The sequence below is a fragment of the Actinorectispora metalli genome (assembly GCF_056323685.1).
Map to the genome: position 1 here is coordinate 1,392,700 of NZ_JBREYE010000002.1, position 20,142 is coordinate 1,412,841.

The window sequence follows — 20,142 nt, forward strand, 5'->3', positions numbered from 1 at the left end:
CATCCGCACGCAGGGGGTACCTGGTGAAGCTCAGCCTGCACTACTGGAACTTCTCGAAGCCCGATGACCCGAGCCGGATCGCGCCCACTCTTGGTGCGACGGCACGGATCGCCGAACAGTCCGGGGTGGACTCGTTCACCGTGATGGATCACTTCTTCCAGATGCAGACGGGCCGGTCCAGCGCCGACGAGCCCATGCTGGAGTCGTACACGGCGCTGGGCTACCTGGCCGCGGTGACCGAGCGGATGACACTGGGCGTGCTGGTCACCGGCGTGATGTACCGGCACCCCGGGCTGCTCGCCAAGATCGTCACCACCGTGGACGTGCTGTCCGGCGGGCGGTCCTTCTTCGGGATCGGCGCCTCCTGGTACGAGCGGGAGCAGCGCGGCCTCGGCGTGCCGGTGGTGCCGGTGGCCGAGCGCTTCGAGCGGCTGGAGGAGACGATCCGGATCGTCAAGCAGATGTGGAGCGCCGACAACGGCCCGTATGAGGGCAGGCACTACCGGCTGGCCGAGACGCTGTGCGTACCCGCGCCGATCAGCAGGCCGCATCCGCCGATCATGGTCGGCGGCGGTGGGGAGCGGAAGACGCTGCTGCTGGCCGCCCGCTACGCCGACGCCTGCAACCTGTTCGCCACCGGCACCGAGGAAGTGGCGCACAAGCTGAACGTGCTCCGCCGACACTGTGCCGCGGAGGGCACCGACTACGACGCCATCACCAAGACCGCCGTGTACACCAAGCCGGTGCTCGACGACGTGGACGGCTTCCTGGCGGCGGCGCGGGAGTACGCCGCGCTCGGCATCGAGGTCTTCGACCTGATGCCCGACCGCGACCCGGTCGAGTTCGCCGAGCGGATCGGCGAACTCGTGCCCCGGCTGTCGGAGATCGGCGGCTGAGTGGACCTGGAGGACCTCCGGCTGGCGGTGTACGCCGCGTTCGCCGCCACCGGCTCCCCGCCCGACCTCGGCGACTCCGCGGAGGTGCGCTCCGGGCTGCGCAGGTTGGCCGCGGACCGGCACCTCGTGCTGGACGCCGAGGACCGGATCGTCATGGCGCACCCGTTCTCCGCGGTGCCGCTGGGGTTCTCCGTGATGGGACGGCGAACGCTGTGGTGGGGCGGCTGCGCGTGGGACTCCTTCGCGCTGCCCCACCTGCTGCCCGCCGAAGGCGAGGTGCTGATCGCGACGCGCTGCCCGGCCTGCTCGGCCGCGCACGCCTGGAACGTCGGCGCCCAGTCCCCACCCGCGGGTACACAGGTGGCGCACTTCCTGGTGCCGGTGGCCCGGATGTGGGACGACGTGGTCCACACGTGTGCCCACCAGCGGATCTTCTGCTCCCCCGGCTGTGTGGACAGTTGGCTGGCCGCCACCGGGAACGAGCGGGGTCACCTGATGGACCTGTCGACGCTGTGGTGGCTGGCGAGCGGCTGGTACCGGGGACGGCTCGAACGCGGCTACCAGCGCCGCGAGCCCGCCGAGGCGGGCGACTACCTGCGCGGCGTGGGGCTCATCGGCGCGTTCTGGGGCCTCGGGTAGCTAGGCCATGTCCAGCCAGGAGTAGCGGCGTTCGGGACGGCCCGCAGCCTGGTAGCGCAGGCGCACGTCGGCGCGGCCGGTGTCCACGAAGTGCTCAAGGTAGCGGCGGGCGCTGGCGCGGGACAGGCCTGCGCGCTCGGCGCATTCGGTGGCGGACAGGTCCGTCTCCGACTCGCGCAGCACGCGGGCGACCAGGTCGGCGGTCTGCCCGGTCAGGCCCTTGGGCAGTTCGGTCTTGCCGGGGCGCAGGGCGCCGAACAGGCGGTCCACGTCCTGCTGCGCCACCTCGGTGGGGCCTGCCAGGCGGTGGTGGGCGCTCGCGTAGCGCTCCAGGCGTTCCCGCAGGGCGTCGAAGGTGAACGGCTTGATCAGGTAGTTGACCACGCCGCCGCGCAGGGCGGTGCGCACGGTGGCCAGGTCGCGGGCGGCGGTGATGACCACGACGTCCACCGGCTCGGCGCCCTCGCGGAGGCGTTGGAGCACCTCCAAGCCGGACATGTCGGGCAGGTAGATGTCCAGCAGCACCAGGTCGGGGCGCAGTTTGCGGACCGCGTCGATGGCGGCGGAGCCGGTGTGCACCGCGCCCGCCACCGCGAAGCCCGGCACCTTGGCCACGAAGCCCGCGTGCACCTTGGCGACCATGAAGTCGTCGTCCACCACCAGCACCCGGATCACGGCGCCTCCCCGACCGGAAGCCGCGCGGTGAACACCGGGCCGTTCACGGCGACGTCGCCGCCGCGGCGGGTGCAGATCAGCCTGGTCAACGCCAACCCGACGCCGCGGCTGCCCTCCTTGGTGCTGTAGCCGCGGCGGAAGACGTCCTCGGCGAAGCCCGCGGGCACGCCGGGGCCGGAGTCGGTCACCCGCACCATCACCTCGTTCCCGGCCGCGCGCACCTCGACCTCGAACCAGCCGGTCCCGCTCAGTGCTTCCAACGCGTTGTCGATCAGGTTTCCGATCACCGTAACCAAGTCGGCGGTCAGATCCTCGTCCAACACGGGCAGCGCCGACTCGGGCGCGATGCGCATCGTCACGCCCTGCTCGGTGGCGAGACTGGCCTTGGCGATCAGCAGCGCCGCCAGCGCCGGGTCGGCGATCCGGTCGGTGACCCGCGTGGTCAGCTCCTCATGTGCGCGGCTCGCGCGGCTGACGTAGCGGACGACCTCCTCGTACTCCCCCAGCTCGATCAGCCCGGCGATGGTGTGCAGGCGGTTGGAGAACTCGTGGGCCTGGGCCCGCAGCGTCTCGGTGGCGTTGCGGCTGACGTCCAGCTCGCGTTGCAACGCGGTGAGCTCGGTGCGATCTCGCAGGGTGATCACCGCGCCCACCGGCCTGCCGCGCACGTCCACCGGCATCCGGTTGAGCACCAGCACCCGGTCGCCGCGCAGCACCACCTGGTCGGGGCCTTCGACGCGGCCGGTCAGCACCTCCAGCAGCAGCGGCTCCAGCCCGAGGTCGTTCAGCGGGCGGCCCACCGCGTCGGGAGGCAGGTTCAGGAGGCGGACCGCCTCGTCGTTGGCGAGGGTGACCCGGTGCGCGGGGCTCACACCGAGGACGCCCTCGCGGATGCCGTGCAGCATCGCGACCCGGCGCTCCACCAGATCGGTGATCTCGCTCGGCTCCAGGCCCAGCGTCTGGCGCTTGACCCGCCGGGCCAGCAGCAGCGAACCGGCCAGCCCGAGCGCGCCGCCCAGCAGCAGGTAGGTCAGCAGGTTGGGGGTGGCCGAGGCCAGCTGCTCGAGCGGCGTCGGGTAGCGGCGGCCCGCGATGACCAGGCCGATGACGGCGCCGTTGTCGGCCAGCACCGGGCTGTGCGCGGCCAGCGACTTGCTGCCGTCGTCGACGATGCCGACCCACGCCCTGCCCTGCCGCACCGGACTGTCGCCAAGCGTCGCGGGATGGCCTGCCTCCGCGCCCGTGTGCAGCACGCCTGCCGGGTCGGCGATCAACACGTAGGAGGCGCCGGAGCCGCTGCGGGCGGCCTCGGCGAAGGCGGCCAGCGCCTGGTTGCCCGCGGGATCGGTGACGGCCACCCGCACACCGGGGTTCGCGGCGACGCTCTCGGCGACGGCCAGCAGCCGCCTGCCCTCGTCGCGGCGGAACGAGGCGTCGGCCTGCGCCAGCGACACCCCGGCGACGGCGCACACCACGAGCAGCACGATGCCCAACTGGAGCATCAGGAACCGCCCGGCCAGGGTGAGCCTTGGGCGCATTCGCCACCTCCGTCTCGTCCGCCCAGAGTAGGTTGAGGCGCATGCGTCGCCTGGTCACGGTGCTGTCAGTGTTGAGCATGGTGCTGCTGCCCGCCGGGTGCGGCAGCGCGCAGCCACACCTGGACGGCCTGCGGATCATGGTGCCGAACGCCCCGGGCTCCGGGTTCGACGGCACAGCGCGCACCCTGGCCAAGACCTGGAACGACACCGGCATCGTGCGCGACGCCGAGGTGTTCAACCTGACCGGCGCCCGCGGCACGCTCGGATTGCACCGGCTGGCCGCCGAGCGCGGCAATCCGCGGCTGGTCATGGTCATGGGCCTGGGCACCGTCGGCGCACAGGCGGCGCAGCAATCCTCGGTGACGGTCCGGGACACCACGCCGATCGGGCGGCTGATCAGCGAGCCCGGCATCCTCGTGGTGCCCGGCGACTCGGCCTACCGGACGGTGGGCGAGTTGATCGCGGCGTGGCGGGCCGACCCCGCCCTCCGGGTGGGCATCGGTTCGCAGCCCGGCGGCCCCGACCAGCTTGCGCTGGGCCTGATCGCCAAGGCGGCGGGCATCCCGTCGGTCTCCTCGTCCAGCTACGACGGCGGCAGCGAATTGCTGGCGGCGCTGCTCGGGCACCAGGTCGCGTTCGGAGTGTCCGGATTGGACGAGTACACCGAGCAGATCAGCTCCGGGCAGCTGCGGGCGCTGGCCGTCACCACCCCGGAACGGGTGCCCACCCAGCCCGTGCCCACTTTCCGCGAGGCGGGCATCGACGTGGTGTTCGCCAACTGGCGCGGCATCGTCGCGCCGCCCGGCCTGGCACCCGCCGACACCGACGCCCTGCGCGAGGCCGTGCGGCGGCTGCAGGACAGCCCCCAGTGGACGCAGACGCTCGCCAAGAACGGCTGGACCGACGCCAGGCTGGACGGACCCGAGTTCGGCACCTTCCTTCAGGAGGAGACCCGGCGGGTGGACGGGTAAGTTCACGATCGTGGCGGAAGGCAAGGATCGGCGCCGGGCGTTGCTGGAGGCGACCTGCCGGGTGATCGCACAGCGCGGCGTTCGCGGGCTGCGGGTGGAAGAGGTCGCGCAGGAGGCCGGGGCGTCCACGACGCTCATCTACTACTACTTCACCAACCGCAAGGGTCTGCTGGCGGCGGCGATGGAGTTCGTGCACGACCGGGCGACCGCCTACACCACCGCTCCCAGCCGCACCGGCCGCGAGCAGCTGCTGAGCACGCTGCTGCGGGAGTTCCAGAACACCAAGGCCGTGCGGGAGAACTCCACGGTCTGGGGTGAGCTGCGGGCCTCGGCGGTGTTCGACCCGACGCTGCGGTCCATGGTCAAGGAAGCCACCGCGCGGTGGGTCACCGACCTGGAGTGGATGATCCAGGAGGGCCAAGCCGACGGCAGCATCCCGGCGGACGTGGACCCGCACGCCACCGCGCTGCGCTGCACCGCCCTTGTGGAGGGCATGTCCAACCGCTGGCTGGCCCGCCTCATCGACACGCCGACCGTGCACCGCTTGCTGCGCGAGGCCGTCGACCGCGAACTCGCAAGTCGCTGAACAGGCACTTCTCTGGTTCAACACTGAACTGATTTGACTAAATTTTCAGTACGGAGCTAGCGTCTGCGGGGTAACGACAAGGGAGGCTCTGATGAGCGGGTACTCGCGCAGGCAGCTGTTACGGGCAGGTGGGGCGCTGGCGCTCCTCGGCGCCGCGCCGGCGTGCGGGAACGAGCTGAAGGAGCAGCCGGGGATGAGCACAGCAGGCGCGCCGGGCGGGTACCGGATGCCCGAGGAGTCGCAGCGCCACGAGCGGACGCTCATGTGCTGGCCGGTGCGGACCTCGGTGTGGGGCGAGGACTTCCTGCCCGGCGTCCAGCGCGATGTCGCCGCCATCGCCAAGGCCATCGCCGAGTTCGAGCCGGTAGTGCTCTGTGCCGCACCGCGGCACCTGGAGCAGGCCAAAGCCGCGACCGGCGGCGCGGCCGAGGTGGTGCCGATCGCCACCGACGACCTGTGGGCGCGCGATACCGGACCCACGTTCGTGCTCGGCCCCGACGGGCTGGCGGGCGTCGACCTGAACTTCAACGCCTGGGGCAACAAGGCGCAGGACCACGGTGAGGACGCCAGGCTCGCCCAGCGGGTGCTGGACCACTACGGCATCAAGCGCATCCCGGCGCCGCTGGTCGGCGAGGGTGGCTGCCTGGAGGTCGACGGTGAGGGCACCCTGTTGGCCACGGAGAGCTCACTGGTCAACGACAACCGCAATCCGGGTTGGTCCAAGGAGCGGGTCGAGCAGTCGCTGAAGCAGCTGTTCGGGCTGGAGAAGGTGATCTGGTTCCCGGGGGTGCGCGGCCAGGACATCACCGACGCCCACGTGGACTCGCTGGCCCGCTTCGCCCGGCCCGGCGTTGTCGTGCTGGACAAGGCACCCGCGGGCAGCGAGCCGGATGTGTGGAGCCGCAGCGCGGACGAGGCCAGGCGCATCCTGCAATCCGAAACGGACGCCCGCGGGCGGAAGCTGAAGATCGTCGAACTGCCCTCGGCGGAGCCCGATGTGGAGGACGAGAACTTCCTGGCGTCCTATGTGAACTACTACGTCTGCAACGGCGGCGTGATCGCACCGAAGTTCGGCGACAACCCCGCCGACGACCGGGCCTCGGGCATCCTGCGGGACCTGTACCCGGGACGGCGGATCGTGCAGGTGGACATCACGTCGATGGCCCACGGCGGCGGCGGCATCCACTGCGCGACCCAGCAGCAGCCCGCCGTCTAAGCCGCTCTGTGCCCAAGCTCGACTGAGGCCGGGGCCGCCCGCGCGGGCGGCCCCGGAACCGGTCAGGCCGTGTACTGGACGATCACGTCCACCCAGTAGTTGCTGGCATCGAAACTGTTGGTGGGGAAGCTGCCCGACGGGCCGTAGGTGAAGACCCCGTTCCCGCCGCTGGACGCGCTGGACGGTGCCGACAGGTTCCCGCTGGTGTGGGTGGCGCCGAAGAAGTTGACGCTGGCCGAGTACCGCGTACCACCGGTGTGGTACGACACCACATAGGTGGTGTTGGCGGTCAGGGACACCGGCGACGACAGGTTCACCGTCTGCCATCCGCTGGCCGACTCGCCCGTGAAGGTGGCGGTGGCGAGCAGCGTGCCGGAACTCGTCCACAGGCGCGCGACGTGCGTGCCGGTGTTCTGCGGCCCCTTGTAGAAGCGGACCGCGGTGGCCAGTCCGGCCACGGTGGTCCGGAACTTCATGCCCAACTCGACCGGGTTGGTGTCGTTACCGGTGATCGTCGCAGGGGTGGAGCTGTCCGTGAACAGCTGCTGGGTGGTGACTCCGGTGGGGGTCTGCACGATCGGGTCGACCCAGTAGTTCGTGGCGTTGAACGTCTGGTTCGGGAACGTCCCCGCCCCGCCGTAGGCGAAGACGCCGTTGCCGCCGACGGAACCGCTTGACGGTGCCTGTAGCGGGCCGTTGGTGAAGGTGCCTGCGAAGAAGTTCGAGTTGGCCGAGTAGAAACCGAGGCTGTGGTACGAGGCGATGTAGGTGGTGTTCGCGGTCATCGTCACCGGCGACGCGAAGTTCACCGACTGCCAGCCGCTCGCCGTCTCGTTCGTGTAGGTGGCCGAGGCCAGCAGGCTGCCCGAGGCGGACCACAGGTTCGCCACATGCGTGCCGATGTTCTGCGGCCCCTTGTAGAAGCGGACCCCGGTGATCTTGCCAGCCACCGTGGAGCGGAATTTCACGCCCAGTTCGACGTCGGTGGAGTCGTTGACGGTCACCGTCGCGGGGACGTCGGACGGGGCGAACAGGGTGCGTGTGGTCAGCGGCGGGTTCACCGTGAGGGAGACCGTCGCCGAAGCGTTGCCGCCCTGGCCGTTGGTGATCGAGTACTGGAAGCTCGCCGCCCCGGAGTAGTTCGTGGTCGGCACGAACGACACGACCTGGGTTCCCGCGTTGTAGCTCACGGTGCCACCCGAGGGGTTGCTCACGCCCGTGATGCTGAGCGGGAAGCCGTTCGGGTCGGTGTCGTTGGCCAACAGCGTGGCGGCCGGGATGTTGCGGGTCGTGTTGTGGTCGACGACGATTCCGCTGTCATTGGTCGCGGTCGGCGTGGTGCCGCCGCCACCGGTCCGCTCGAAGACCACGTCCACCCAGTAGTTGGTGGACTGGAAGGTGTCGGTCGGGAAGACCCCGCCCGCGCCGTAGCGGTACACGCCGTTGGCGCCCGCCAAAGCGGTGATCGCCCCGGCGGTGCGTTCGTTGGCGTAGTACATCTGCGTTGCCGAGTAGTGCGATGGCGCGTGGTAGGTCGCGACATAGGTCTGGCCGACGGTCAGCGTCACCGGGGTGGTGAAGTTGACCTGCTGCCACCCGCTCGCGGTCTCTCCGGTGAAGTTGGCCTCGGCGAGCAGGGCGCCTGCCGCGTTCCACAGCCGGGCCTTGTGGGCGCCGGTGTTGAACTTGTTCTTGTAGAACTTCACGCCGCGCACCCGGCCCGGCACGTTGGCCTTGAACTTGACCCCGACCTCCGCCGCGCTCAGGTCGAAGCTGGTGACGGTGAATGGGACGTCGGCGGGTGTGAACAGGCTGACCAGCGTCGATGGGGTCACCGTGACGGTGACGCCCGCGCCGGGATTGCCGATGTTGAGGCTGTCGTCGATGGCCCTGGCCTTGATGTTGTAGTCGCCGGGGGTCAGCGGCCACCAGTCGTAGCTCCAACTGGTCGTCCCGTTGGCCATTCGCCAGGTGGTCCCGCCGTCGGTGGAGACCTCCACCGCGGCGACCCGGCCGCCCACGTCGCTCGCGGTGCCCGTGATCGTCAGCTTCTCCTGCTGCTGGGCATTGGAGCCGTTGAGCGGCGCGGAGATCGAGGCGGTGGGTGGGGTGGTGTCGGTGGAGGCGGCGCCGACGACCAGGTTCGGCTGCCGGGTCAGCGGCTGCACGCCCATATCGGCGAACAGGTTGACCATCACCTGCTGCGTAACCGGGTCCTCCGGCGTCGGGTTGGCGGGCCCGCTGTTGGAGTAGTCGTGGTTGATGTCCAGGGCGAAGGTCCAGAACACGGTGCCCGCGCCGAACACCAGCGCGCCGCTGGGCGCGCGGTACAGGCTCATCTTGTGGGTGGCCGGGAAGGCCGCGGTGGCCCGCCCGTAGTCCACCAGGTACTTCAGCACGTCGATCGTCGTGGACGACAGGTGGATCAGGCCCGCGGGCCGGAAATGCGGGGAGGACTCGTTCCACTCGTAGCCGAGCATGCCGTTGACCATGGTGTACGTCGAGCCGGACGAAATGTTCGCGACCGGCGTGTTGCGCCAGAACCGGAGCCGGGAGTAGGCGAAGGGCACCTTGATGCTGTCGCTGCGGTGCGAGTCGACCTGGAAGATCTGACCGGTCAGGGTCTGCTCGGGGCGGCCGCCGTCCGACGGCGGGGTGAAGCTGGGGTCGCGCCAGGTGCCGGTCCACTGCGGGCTGGGGTCGATCTTCTCGCCTGCCCTGGTCTCCTTGTAGCAGACCAGCGTGCGGTTGGGCACGCCGTTGACGTCGGCCTCCCAGCGGGTCTTCCAGTAGACCTCGTTGCCGCTGAGGAACATCAGGTGCACGCCTGCGTCGCGGGCGGCCTCTACGTTGGCGCGCTGGTCGCCGGACCAGTACTCGTCGTGGCCGACGGAGAGGTAAACCTTGTGGTTGGTCAGCGTCGCGTTGCCGGGGCCGACGTCGACGCCCGAGACATAGGTGACGTCATAGCCGTTGCGCTCCAGCCAGCGGATCGCCGGGTACTCGGCGCTGAACAGGAAGTCCTGCGGCCCCGAGTCGGTGCCGACCCCGTCGCGGGTGACGATCGGGCGGTTGTAGCTGACCTTGAACGCCCGGTTGTTGATGGTGTCGGGATTGCCGTCGCCGTAGAGGCTGGGGCCGCCCCAGCCGTTGTAGGCGTGCCAGGTGGTGTCCGCGGTCTGGAACACGATGTCCCGCGGGGTGCCGTCGTCGCGCACGATGAACGGGATGTGGCTCTCCCCCGCCACCCCGTCCTGCCGGACCAGCTTGGCGAGGTAGACCCCGGAGACGGCATCGGACGGCACCGCCCAGGTGGCCGTGACCTGCCAGTTTCCCGCGTCGAGCAGTTTGGTGGCCGGATCGAAGATGGCAGGCGGCTGCAACGAGGTGCCGGTGCGCTGCATCGTGTGCACCTTGCGGGCACCGAGGCCTCCGTACCAGCCCATCCGGTAGATGTCGATCCGCCAGTTGGCCGCACCGCAGTCGATCTTGAACTCGACCGTGGTGCCCCGGTTGACGCTCATGCGGGTGGCGAAGCCTTCGATACTCGTGGATGAACCCGCCGCGAGTTCCCATTCCGACTGGGGATTCCCGGGCTTCTGGTTTTCCAGCACGATGGGATTCAAGACCGTCGCCTCCTGCTTCTGGCGGCCGCAGCGCCGCATAGTCAACTACCTGGAGGAATTTCAACCGAGCGGTCTTGCAGGTTTCTTGCTTCCCTTGTCAGTCAAGGGAATGCAGGCAAACAGGACGTAGCGCCCCCGACGCCCGACGAAAGCAAAAATTCCCCCACAATGCTCCCGATAAAGCACCCTCGCCACAGACGGTACCTACGAGAATGCGACTTCTAGATAAGCGAGGGATTTCAAATCCGCATCGGCGGGGCAGTTTTTTCGATGGAAACGCTTACCGGACTTTGTCATGCGCGTGAGCACTCCGGTGCCCGCTCTCTGTTACCACCGTCTTGCTTTTGGGGGTTCCAGAACCCTAATGGGTGAACTGTGGCGGTCGTAGCGTGACCGCCCGATGACCTGCGCGTTGTCCTCAGTGCACCTTGCCACGGGGAGGACGCCATGTTGACGAGCACACGACCGCAACCGCAGGTCGCACCCACCGCGCCGAGCGGCCAGGTCAGGGGCTTCGGCTCCATGCCGCGCGAGTTGGCGCTGCGATTCCGCCCGCACGTCGCCCGGATGGCCAGGGACATGGTCACGGAGATCCAGCAGGCCGTACCCGCCTACTCCGCGCCGCTGGAGACCAAGTACGGAAAGTCCGTCGTGCAGGCCGTGGAGCAGGCCGTCCTGCACGCCATCGAGAAGTCGTGCAACCGCAACGCCCGCGAGGAGCAGTGGGCGGCGTTCTTCCGCGAACTCGGCAAGGTCGAGTTCCGCGAGGGCCGCACCATGGACGCCTGGCAGAGCGCCTGCCGCATCGGCGGCCGGGTCGCCTGGCGGCACCTGTCCGCCTTCGCGCGCACCGCGGGAGCCTCCCCCGACCTGCTGTGCACCTACGCGGAGGCGATCTTCACCTACGTCGAGGAGCTGTCCGCGCTGGCGGTGGAGGGCTACAACGACGCCCGCAACCGCGCCGCGGGCACCCGCGAGCGCCGCCGCAAGAAGCTGCTGGAGCTGCTGCTGTCCGGCAGGCCCGCCTCGGCCAAGACGCTGGAGGAGCTTGCCGCAGGTGCGCAGTGGGAGCTGCCCGAGCGCATCACAGTCGTGGCGCTGGAGCAGCGTGACAACCAGCACCAGCTTCCGACGCCGAGTCTGCACGACGACGTGCTGATGGACCTGGAGGGCGCCGAGCCCTACCTGGTCACCGCGAAGCCGGAGCATCACCTCCGGGACCTCGGCGACAAGCTTCAGGGCTGGCGTGCCGTGATCGGCCCCAGCGTGCCGTTGCAGGAGGGCCTGGTCTCGCTGCGCCGCGCCCGGCACACGCTCAGCCTGGTGCAGCGCGGGGTGCTGCCGGACCTGCCGGTCACCGACTGCGCGGACCACCTGTCCACGCTGTGGCTGCTCAACGACGAGTTCCTGGTCGCCGAACTGGCCGGACGCTGTCTCGAGCCGCTGAACGGGCTGACCGTCAAGCAGCGCGAGCGGATGGCCGAGACGCTGCTGGCCTGGCTGGAGACCCGCGGCGGCGCCCCGGAGATCGGCAAACTGTTGGGGATCCACCCCCAGACGGTCCGCTACCGGATGCACCAGCTTGAGGAGCTGTTCGGCGACCGCCTCAACGACCCCGACCACCGCCTGCAACTGGAAATCACCCTCCGCGCCCGGCGCCTGCTCGCCAGCACCAAGGCCGACCAGGCGGGTTGACCGCCCCCAACGACCCCGACCCACCACGAAGGTCCGTGAGCACGCCGCCCCCGAGGCGCACTCACGGACCTTCCGCCGTCCCAGGCGCACCCGACACGGCGGTCAGGTCAGGTGTTGAGGAGTGGGTTGCGGTAGTTGTGGGTGGCGTCGAAGCGGGAGAGCAGGTATGGGCCCGACTGCTGGGGTGGGTAGCGGGGGGTTTCGCCGGGGGCGAGGCAACTCGGCAGGGGGCGGATCTCGGCGTGGAAGGGCGGGGTGACGAACAGCGGGATCGAGTAGCGGTCCGTGTGGGGCGGATTAACCACCCGGTGCGGGTTGGACACCCAGCGGTCGTTGGTCCACATCGACATCAGATCGCCGAGATTCACCACCAGCGCGTCGGCGGGCACCCCCACGTCGATCCAGGTGCCGTCGCGGCGCATCACCTGGAGGCCGCCGATGCCGTCATCGGCCAGCACCGTGACGGTGCCGTAGTCGGTGTGGGCGCCGCAGCCGAGTTGGCCCGGGCCGGGGCTCAGCGTCTCCTGCGGCGGATAGTGGATCAGCCGCAGGTGGTACATCGTCTCGCCGCCGGGCAACGTGATGATGTGGTCGTCCGGCAGGCCCAGCGCCCTGGCCATGGCGCGCTGGACGCGTTCGGCGGCCTCGATGGCCTGGATGCGGTAGGTCGTCAGCGCCGCGCGGAAGCCCGGCAGGTCCGGTAGCTGGTTGGGCCCGAACAGCGGGGTGCCCGCCAGCACCTCGGGGTGGTCTGGGCCGTGCTCGCCGCCGGTGTCCAGCGTTTCCTTCAGGTCGCCCGCGGAGCCGTCGAGCACCTCGGTCTCCATGCCGACATAGCCGCGGTGCGCCGCCGACTTGTCGATCGCGATGGCCTGCTTGTCCGCCTGCGGCAGTGCGAAGAACTCGCGGGCGGCGGCCAGCATCGCCGACTTCACGTCATCGTCCAGCCCGTGGCCGGTGATCAGGAAGAACCCGATGTCCCGGCAGGTTTCGTCGATCAACGCGGCGACCTCGTCGCCGTCGCGGCCGGACCTGCGGCCGGACGCGAAGGGGCTCACGTCGATGATCGGTAGCTTGTCCATCGAACCTCCTGCGCTGGTCATCGGTTTCCACCCTCGCCGAGGTCACCGCGGTCCGGCCAGGCGAGGCGGGTCGCGAAGTCCTGGACCGCGGCCTCGGCGTCGTCCAGGGAGCTCATGCCGACCGCGTCCATGGGCAGCGTCAGCAGGGTGAAGACGAGGCCGTTGAAGAACAGGAACACCTGCTGGACCTTCCGCGGCCCGAGGGTCACGCCCGCGGCCGCGTACATGTGCTCGACCGCCGCCATGATCCAGCCCGCGGTCTCGGCGAGGGTGGCCCGCAGCTCGGGGCGGCGGGTGCCCTCCAGGAACAGCTCCAGCAGAGCCTGCTGGCGCGAGCGGCCGACCGTCAGGATGTGCCGGGCGAGCTTCCCCAACTGGGCAGGCAGTTCGTCCGCGCCGACGACCTCCGCCGAGTTTGCCGCCATCTCCGCCAGCTGGATCTCCTTGGCGCGCTCCACCACCCCGGTCAGCAGCGCCTCCCGCGTGCGGAAGTAGCGGGAGGTGGTACCCGGCGGCTGCACGGCCTCGATGTCCACCGCACGGTGGGTGAGGCCGCGCGAGCCGTCGCGGGCAAGTACCTCGATCGCGGCGTCGGCGAGTTGTCGGCGCCGTGCCGGGTTGGGTGGCGGCATGGGTATCAGCCTGACAGGGCCGCCGAGGACGGCGATCCGCACCAGTTCCGAAGCGCCTCGGTCACCTCGGCCTCCGACCAGCGTTGGGACTCCCAGGCCACATAGCCGTCGGGCCGCACCAGCACCGCGCCCGCGTCCTCTTCAGCCTCCACGATCGCGGTGGTGACCCGCGTCGACCACTGCTCCGCCAGCCGCGGGGCGACTCCGAGCAGGACGAACTTGCCCGCATGCAGCAGCTCGTAGAGCCGTCCCCGGTCGGTCCGCACATCGGGCATGCGCTGCCCTGCCTTGCCCTGGCCGGGGTAGGCGATACCGAGACCGGTCATCCGGCCGGTGAGCACCTTGCGCGCCGCGGGCACGGTGACGATGCTGCGGATCGCCAGCCCGCGCAGCTTCCGGCGCAGCCACGACCTGCCCAGCACGATGTCGTTCAACGCGTCGGTCATGCGCAGCACCGCCGCTCCGACCGGGTGGCGCTCCTCCTCGTAGCTGTCCAGCAGGTCGTCCCCCGCCCAGCCGTGCAACACGGCGGCCAGCTTCCAGCCCAGGTTCACCGCGTCCTGGATGCCGGTGTTCATGCCCTGGCCGCCGATCGGCGAGTGCACATGTGCCGCGTCGCCCGCCAGGAACACCCGTCCCACCCGGTAGCTTTCGGCCTGGCGGCGTTCGCTGAGGAACCGCGACATCCAGCGCGGCTCGCCCATGCCGAAGTCCTCCCCCGCGATCCGGTCGAAGGCGTCCGCCAGTTCGGCCCTGGTAATGGGAGTGTCCAGCGGCACGTCCTCCCGCCGCCGGTCCCAGGCGATGGCCCGAAACCAGGAGTCGCCGAAGGGCACGATCAACACCACACCGTCCGGGCTGTTACGGGCGAACAGGGTTTCGTCCGGGGCCGACCTCAGCTGCACATCGGCCAGCATGATGTGCGTGGCGTACTGCTTGCCGATGAACTCCACGCCCGCCAGCCCGCGCACCGCGCTATGCGCCCCATCGCAGCCCATGAGGTAGGACGCGCGATCGATCCGCCTGCCGTCGTCCATGGCGACCCCCAGTGATACGCCATCGACGTCCTGGTCGAAGCCGACCAACTCGGCCCCGCGGACGATCTCCACCCCCAGTTCGCGGGCGCGGGCCTCCAGCAGCTTCTCGGTGCCGCTCTGCGGGACGATCAGCACCATCGGGTACCGGCTGTCCAACTCGTTGAGCGGCAGCACGGCCCCGGGCATGGGCTGTGCCTCCCGGATCTGGACGCCGTGCCGGACGAGTTCGTCGCCGAGACCCCGTGCGTCGAGAAGCTCCAGCGTCCGCGCGTGCACCGCGAACGCCCTGGTGATGTTCGGTTCCTTCGCCCGCCGCTCGTACACCCGGCAACGCACCCCCGCCAACGCCAGCTCACAGGCCAGCATCAGACCGGTGGGGCCCGCCCCGACGACCGCGACGTCCACATCAGTGCCGATGTCGGTCATCTTGCCTCCGATCTTGTCTTTTTCATCGCTCCATGAATAAGCTACACCCGGTGCGCTACAGATGTAGCGAATATTGCTGGAGAGTGGCGGAATTCGTGCGAACAGGTGACTCAGGGCAGAACCAGCACCTGACCGATGGCGATTCGGTCGGGGTTGGCGATGCGCGGGTTGACGGCCAGGATCGCCTGCACCTTGGTGCCGTGGGCGGCGGCGATGCCGGAGAGCGTGTCGCCCACCCGCACCGTGTAGGTCCGGCCGCCGGGCACCCTGATGACCTGACCGACGCGGATGTGGTTGGCGTTGATGATCTTGTTGATCCTGGCCAGTTCGGCCACGGTGGTGCGGTGCCGCTGCGCGATCACCGACAGGGTGTCGCCCGGCCGCACCGTGTAGTCCACCCAGGACGGGCTGGGCGGCGGGGTCGGCGCCCCGCCGTTGCCGTTGGTCAGGCCGCCGACGCCGCGGCCGTTGAGGGTGACGTTGCGGTCCACGAAGCCGGGGATGCCGGGCACCTTGCCCTGGTCGGTGTGCTGGTGCAGCCCCAGCCTGCGGTGCTGGAAGCCGCCGGTGTTGCCGGGGTCGCCGTTGTACAGGGCGAGGTGCAGGGTGACCGAGTCGTCCGCCCACTCGTCGGGACGCAGCACGTCCTGGTAGAAGGACCGGTTGGCGTAGACGTCGACCGGCGCCAGCCCGGTCTCCGCCCGATACACCCTGATCCACTCGGAGACGAAGGCGTTCGCGCCCTGCGCGTTCCAGGCGATCTTGTCGCGAGGCGAGTTCTCGACATCGAGCAGCATCATCAGCGAGGACGGCTCCAGCAGACCCAGCCGCCGGGCCTCGGACAGGTAGTAGGCGACGTTCAGCCGGACGGAGATCCGCGGATCGGCGAAGTGGTAGCCGCCGACCGCAACGCCTGCCGCCCTGGCGCCGCCGACCTGTCCGTCCCGCTTGGGGTTGCGGAAGTAGTCGCCCTGGGTCAGCTTGACCCAGCTGCCGGTGATGTTGTTGCCGCGGACCGCGTTCCAGTCACTGACATCGTTGTGACCGGAAACGTCGATCAGGTAGTCCATCGTCTCCCCCTCGTCGACCGTCGCCACACTCAAGCTCCGTTCGCACTGTCTACTGCGAATGGGTTGTTTGGTTCCGTAATGCACACGACGGACAAACAACAGCCGTATAACCTGCTGCCCGCGGGCACGTTCGAGTGGGGACTTGGGAGCGTCCGCGGGGGATAAAAGGGGGATTGGGGTGCCACGACCGGAACGGCCGCTGGCGTCGGAGGGCAGTGCCCTGTTGGCGTTCGCGGCGGACTTGAGGCTGCTCAGAGAAAAAGCCGGAAAGCCCACCTACCGACAGCTCAGCAACGCCGCCCACTACTCCGTCACGGTGCTCTCCGAGGCCGCGGGCGGCCGCAAACTGCCCAGCCTCGCCGTGACACTGGCCTATGTGACCGCCTGCGGCGGCGACTCGGAGGAATGGCGTGGCCGGTGGCACGCGGTGGCCGCCGAATTGGCCTTCGCCAGCATGCCCGAGGTGGAGGCGGGCGATCGCCGTCCGCCGTACCTCGGGCTGAACGCGTTCCAGACCGGCGACGCCGACCGGTTCTTCGGCCGGGAACGACTCGTCGACCACCTTGTGGAGCGGGTGCGCGGGCAGCGGCTGCTCGGCGTGTTCGGCGCCTCGGGCTCCGGCAAGTCCTCGCTGCTCAGGGCGGGCCTGGTGGCCAGGTTGGGACGCCGCCAACCGACCATGGTCATCACGCCGGGCCCGCGGCCGCGGGAGGAATGCGCGCTGCAACTGGCGGTGCTGACCGACAGCCCGGTGGCCGAGGTGCGCGCGGAGTTGGCGGACAGCCCGTCGAATCTGCACCTCTACATCCGCAAGGCGCTGGTGGGCAGGCAGGAGGACACCGACCTGCTGCTGGTCGTGGACCAGTTCGAGGAAGTCTTCACTCTTTGCGGTGATGAAGGGGAACGGACCTGGTTCGTCGAGGCGCTCGTCGCCGCCACCGGCTGCGACACAAGCCGGGTCCGCGTCGTGCTCGGCGTACGCGCCGACTTCTACGGCCACTGCGGGCAGTACCCGGAGTTGGTCGAGGCGCTCCAGGACGGCCAGGTGCTGGTCGGTCCGATGAGCGCCGAGGAACTGCGGCAGGCGATCACCAAACCCGCCGTGATGGAAGGCTGCGTGATCGAGTCGGCGTTGGTCTCGCGGCTCATCGCCGAGGCCTCCGGGCAGCCCGCGGCGCTGCCGCTGGTGTCGCACGCGCTGCTGGAGACCTGGCGCAGGCGGCGGGGCACCCGGCTCACCGTGGAGGGCTACGAGGAGGCGGGCGGCATCCAGCACGCCATCGCCCGCAGCGCGGAGGACGTCTACACCGGGCTGGACGCCGCGGGCCAGGCCGTGGCGCAGCAGGTGTTCCTGCGGCTCACCGCGCTCGGCGAGGGCACCGAGGACACCAAACGCCGGATCAATACCGAGAGCCTGGACCTCGACAACCCGGCCACCGGCGCGGTCTTGGAGAAGCTTGGCCGCGCCAGGCTGGTCACGCTGGACCACGGCAGCGTGGAGATCACCCACGAGGCGTTGATCCGGTGCTGGCCGCGGCTGCGGGACTGGCTGTCCGACGATCGGGAGGGGCTGCGGCTGCACCGCCAGCTCACCGAGGCCACCGATGCGTGGGAGGCGCTGGATGAGGACTCCGGCACCCTGTACCGGGGTGTTCGGCTGGCGCTGGCCAGGGACTGGGTCGCGGTCAACCGAACCGCGTTGACCCCACGCGAGCAGCGGTTCCTCGCGGCCAGCCTGTCGGGCGAGGCGAGGGAGCAGGCCGCCGCCAGGGGCAGGGCGCGGCGGCTGCGGCAGGTGGTCGTGCTGCTCACCACGCTGCTGCTGGTGGCGGCGGGGTCGGTGGCCTACGCGGTGCACTCGCGGCGGACGGTCGCCGACGAGCGCAACGTCGCCATCGCCCGCAAGGCGGCGGACCAGGCCGCGGCGCTGCGGGACACGAATCCGGAGCTGTCGCTGCAACTCGGGCTGGCCGCCTACCGGCTGGCTCCGCTGCCCGAAACCAGGGACCGTCTGCTGTCCTCGTTCGCCGAGCCCTACGGCACCCTGCTCGGCGGGCACACCAGTGATGTGCCGTCGCTGGCGTACAACCCGAAGCGGCCGCTGCTGGCCACCGCGAGCTGGGACCGCACCACGAAGCTGTGGGATGTCAGCGATGTGCACAATCCGCGGGAGCTGACCACGCTGCACCTGCCGGAGAACCAGAAGGCGGTCACGTTCTCCCCCGACGGCCGGTTGCTGGCCACCGTCGGGGACACCAGAGCCATGCTGTGGGATCTCACCGATCCGTCCCGTCCCGAGCGGCTGTCCACCTTCACCAACAGCACCTCCACGGTCGGCGCGGTCGTGTGGGCGCCGGACGGGCGCACGGCGATCACCGGCAACGGGGACAAGTCGCTGAGCGGCTGGGATCTCTCCGATCCGCGCGTTCCCCGTCCGCTGTGGACGGTCCCGGCCCATGACGACGTCGTCAACTCCGTCGAGTTCAGCCGGGACGGCAGAACGTTGCTCACCTCGGGCGGGCACACGGCGCAGCTGTGGGATCTCGGGGAATCGGCGGGTTCCGGGCAGCCCCGGCCGCTGAGCACGATGACCGGCCACAGTGGAGTCGTGGTGGCGGCCACCCTAAGTCCGGACGGGCACACCGTGGCCACCGCGAGTTGGGATCACGATGTTCGGCTGTGGGACGTCACGAACCCGGCGCGGCCGCAGGGCGTCGCCAAGCTGTCCGGCCACAACGCGCTGGTGTGGTCGGTGGCGTTCAGCCCGGACGGTCGGACCTTGGCCTCCAACGGTGGCGGCAAGGTGCGGCTCTGGGACGTCACCGATCCGCCGCACGCCCGTGGCCTGACCAGCTTCCCCGGCGGGGTCTACACGGTGGCCTACAGCCCCGATGGCAACACCATCGCCGCGACGAGCGGCAGGGGAGCCCGGTTGCAGGACCTCCGCGAAATGCCGTTGTTCGGCCACCACGACGTGGTGAGCTCCGCCGTGTTCAGCCCCGACGGCAGGATGCTGGCCAGCGGTAGTTGGGACCACGCCGTGCGGCTGTGGGATGTCTCCGACCCCAGGTACCGGCGTCCACTCGCGACACTCACCGAACCGACCAACTTCGTCCGGTCGGTGGCGCTGAGCAGCGACGGCAGGCTGCTGGCCGCGTCCTCCGACGATGGCAGGGCGTACCTCTACGACGTGTCCGATCCCCGACAGCCGCGACATCTCGCCACGGTCAGCCACAACGAGGCCTACCAACTGGTGTCCGCGGTGTTCAGCCCCGACAGCAGGCTGCTGGCGACCGGCAGTTTCCGCCATGCCGTGCTGTGGGACGTGTCCAACCCGGCCGCACCCGTGGAGTTGGCGCGCCTGCGCGGTCACGAGCACCAGCTGTGGGCGGTGGCGTTCAGCCCGGACGGCAAGATGCTGGCCACCACCGCCGGACTCGACACCAAGTCCCTGCTGTGGGATGTCAGCGACCCCCGCAAGCCGACGCAGATCGATTTCCCGTACAGCGGCACTGATGTGTTTCCCGCCAGGCCGTTCAGCCCGGATGGGAAGCTGCTCGCCACGGTGGTCAACCAGAAGTCGGTGCGCCTGCTCGACATCAGCGATATCCGCAACCCCCGCCAGGTGGGGATGCTCGCGGGCTACCCGGAGGTCGTCTACTCGGTGTCCTTCGGGCCCCACGGCAGGCAACTGGCCACCGGCAGTGCGGACCGCGTGGTCCGCCTGTGGGACATCGCCGATCCCGCCAACCCCGAGGTGCTGGCGAACTTCACCGGGCACACCTCGGACGTTCCCTCGGTGATGTTCAGCCCCGATGGCCACACCCTGGCCAGCGCGAGCAACGACTACACCGTGCGGACGTGGGAGACGAACCTCGACCAGGTCGCCGCCCGGATCTGCCAGGTCAGCCAACGCGCCATCTCGCTCCAGGACTGGGGTCAGCATTTCCCCGGCCTGCCCTACCGACCCCCCTGTCGATGATCGCAGGCGGGCCGCCCGCGATCCGGCGGGCGGCCCGTCGACCCCCACGGCAGGCTTTCGAGGACCTGCGA

Annotated in this window: 14 protein-coding genes; 7 read left to right on the plus strand and 7 right to left on the minus strand. The window is 69.8% G+C overall.

The window, feature by feature from the left end; genetic code table 11:
• Positions 1-23: 23 nt before the first annotated feature.
• Complete coding sequence (locus ACU6XJ_RS26800; protein ID WP_476317491.1) at positions 24-896, plus strand: LLM class F420-dependent oxidoreductase; 873 nt, start codon at positions 24-26, stop codon at positions 894-896.
• The gene (gene merB, locus ACU6XJ_RS26805) at positions 897-1,535 is read left to right on the plus strand and encodes an organomercurial lyase (protein ID WP_476317494.1); all 639 of its coding nucleotides are present in this window, start codon (positions 897-899) and stop codon (positions 1,533-1,535) included.
• Here the strand turns inward: merB and ACU6XJ_RS26810 are convergent, their stop codons facing one another.
• Together ACU6XJ_RS26810 and ACU6XJ_RS26815 are read right to left on the minus strand one after the other, a co-directional pair.
• Positions 1,536-2,210: a response regulator gene (locus ACU6XJ_RS26810; RefSeq protein ID WP_476317497.1), complete on the minus strand. Its 675-nt coding sequence runs from the start codon at positions 2,208-2,210 to the stop codon at positions 1,536-1,538.
• Positions 2,207-3,748, minus strand: a complete 1,542-nt coding sequence (locus ACU6XJ_RS26815; protein ID WP_476317500.1) for a sensor histidine kinase — start codon at positions 3,746-3,748, stop codon at positions 2,207-2,209. The genes ACU6XJ_RS26810 and ACU6XJ_RS26815 overlap by 4 nt, the downstream gene beginning before the upstream one ends.
• A gap of 41 nt (positions 3,749-3,789) precedes the next feature.
• On the opposite strand from ACU6XJ_RS26815, the gene ACU6XJ_RS26820 reads away from it, so the two are divergent.
• The 3 genes from ACU6XJ_RS26820 to ACU6XJ_RS26830 all read left to right on the plus strand — a co-directional run bounded on the left by ACU6XJ_RS26820 (position 3,790) and on the right by ACU6XJ_RS26830 (position 6,521).
• A complete protein-coding gene (locus ACU6XJ_RS26820; RefSeq protein ID WP_476317503.1) occupies positions 3,790-4,719 on the plus strand; it encodes a Bug family tripartite tricarboxylate transporter substrate binding protein in 930 nt (309 codons plus the stop codon).
• 10 nt (positions 4,720-4,729) lie between these two features.
• Complete coding sequence (locus ACU6XJ_RS26825; RefSeq protein ID WP_476317506.1) at positions 4,730-5,305, plus strand: TetR/AcrR family transcriptional regulator; 576 nt, start codon at positions 4,730-4,732, stop codon at positions 5,303-5,305.
• 91 nt (positions 5,306-5,396) lie between these two features.
• Positions 5,397-6,521 carry an agmatine deiminase family protein gene (locus ACU6XJ_RS26830; protein ID WP_476317509.1) on the plus strand — a complete coding sequence of 375 codons (1,125 nt, stop codon included), beginning with the start codon at positions 5,397-5,399 and terminating at the stop codon, positions 6,519-6,521.
• 62 nt (positions 6,522-6,583) lie between these two features.
• Here the strand turns inward: ACU6XJ_RS26830 and ACU6XJ_RS26835 are convergent, their stop codons facing one another.
• Positions 6,584-10,045, minus strand: a complete 3,462-nt coding sequence (locus tag ACU6XJ_RS26835; protein WP_476317512.1) for a DUF4082 domain-containing protein — start codon at positions 10,043-10,045, stop codon at positions 6,584-6,586.
• A gap of 549 nt (positions 10,046-10,594) precedes the next feature.
• Between ACU6XJ_RS26835 and ACU6XJ_RS26840 the strand changes: the two genes are divergently transcribed.
• Positions 10,595-11,842 (plus strand): PucR-like N-terminal domain-containing protein, encoded by a 1,248-nt coding sequence (locus ACU6XJ_RS26840; RefSeq protein ID WP_476317515.1) that lies wholly within the window; start codon positions 10,595-10,597, stop codon positions 11,840-11,842.
• A gap of 107 nt (positions 11,843-11,949) precedes the next feature.
• Here the strand turns inward: ACU6XJ_RS26840 and ACU6XJ_RS26845 are convergent, their stop codons facing one another.
• The 4 genes from ACU6XJ_RS26845 to ACU6XJ_RS26860 form a co-directional block, all read right to left on the minus strand.
• The gene (locus tag ACU6XJ_RS26845) at positions 11,950-12,924 is read right to left on the minus strand and encodes an isopenicillin N synthase family dioxygenase (RefSeq protein WP_476317518.1); all 975 of its coding nucleotides are present in this window, start codon (positions 12,922-12,924) and stop codon (positions 11,950-11,952) included.
• A 17-nt stretch (positions 12,925-12,941) separates the two neighbouring features.
• Positions 12,942-13,556 (minus strand): TetR/AcrR family transcriptional regulator, encoded by a 615-nt coding sequence (locus ACU6XJ_RS26850; protein WP_476317521.1) that lies wholly within the window; start codon positions 13,554-13,556, stop codon positions 12,942-12,944.
• Positions 13,557-13,561: 5 nt separating this feature from the next.
• Entirely contained in the window at positions 13,562-15,019 is a 1,458-nt protein-coding gene (locus ACU6XJ_RS26855; RefSeq protein ID WP_476317524.1) for an FAD-dependent monooxygenase, read from the minus strand.
• Between the two features lie 110 nt (positions 15,020-15,129).
• On the minus strand, positions 15,130-16,116 hold the full coding sequence (locus tag ACU6XJ_RS26860) for a LysM peptidoglycan-binding domain-containing protein (RefSeq protein WP_476317527.1): 987 nt from the start codon (positions 16,114-16,116) through the stop codon (positions 15,130-15,132).
• 151 nt (positions 16,117-16,267) lie between these two features.
• Here ACU6XJ_RS26860 and ACU6XJ_RS26865 point away from each other — a divergent pair, with 151 nt between their 5' ends.
• Positions 16,268-20,071 (plus strand): nSTAND1 domain-containing NTPase, encoded by a 3,804-nt coding sequence (locus ACU6XJ_RS26865; RefSeq protein ID WP_476317530.1) that lies wholly within the window; start codon positions 16,268-16,270, stop codon positions 20,069-20,071.
• The last annotated feature ends 71 nt before the right edge of the window (positions 20,072-20,142 follow it).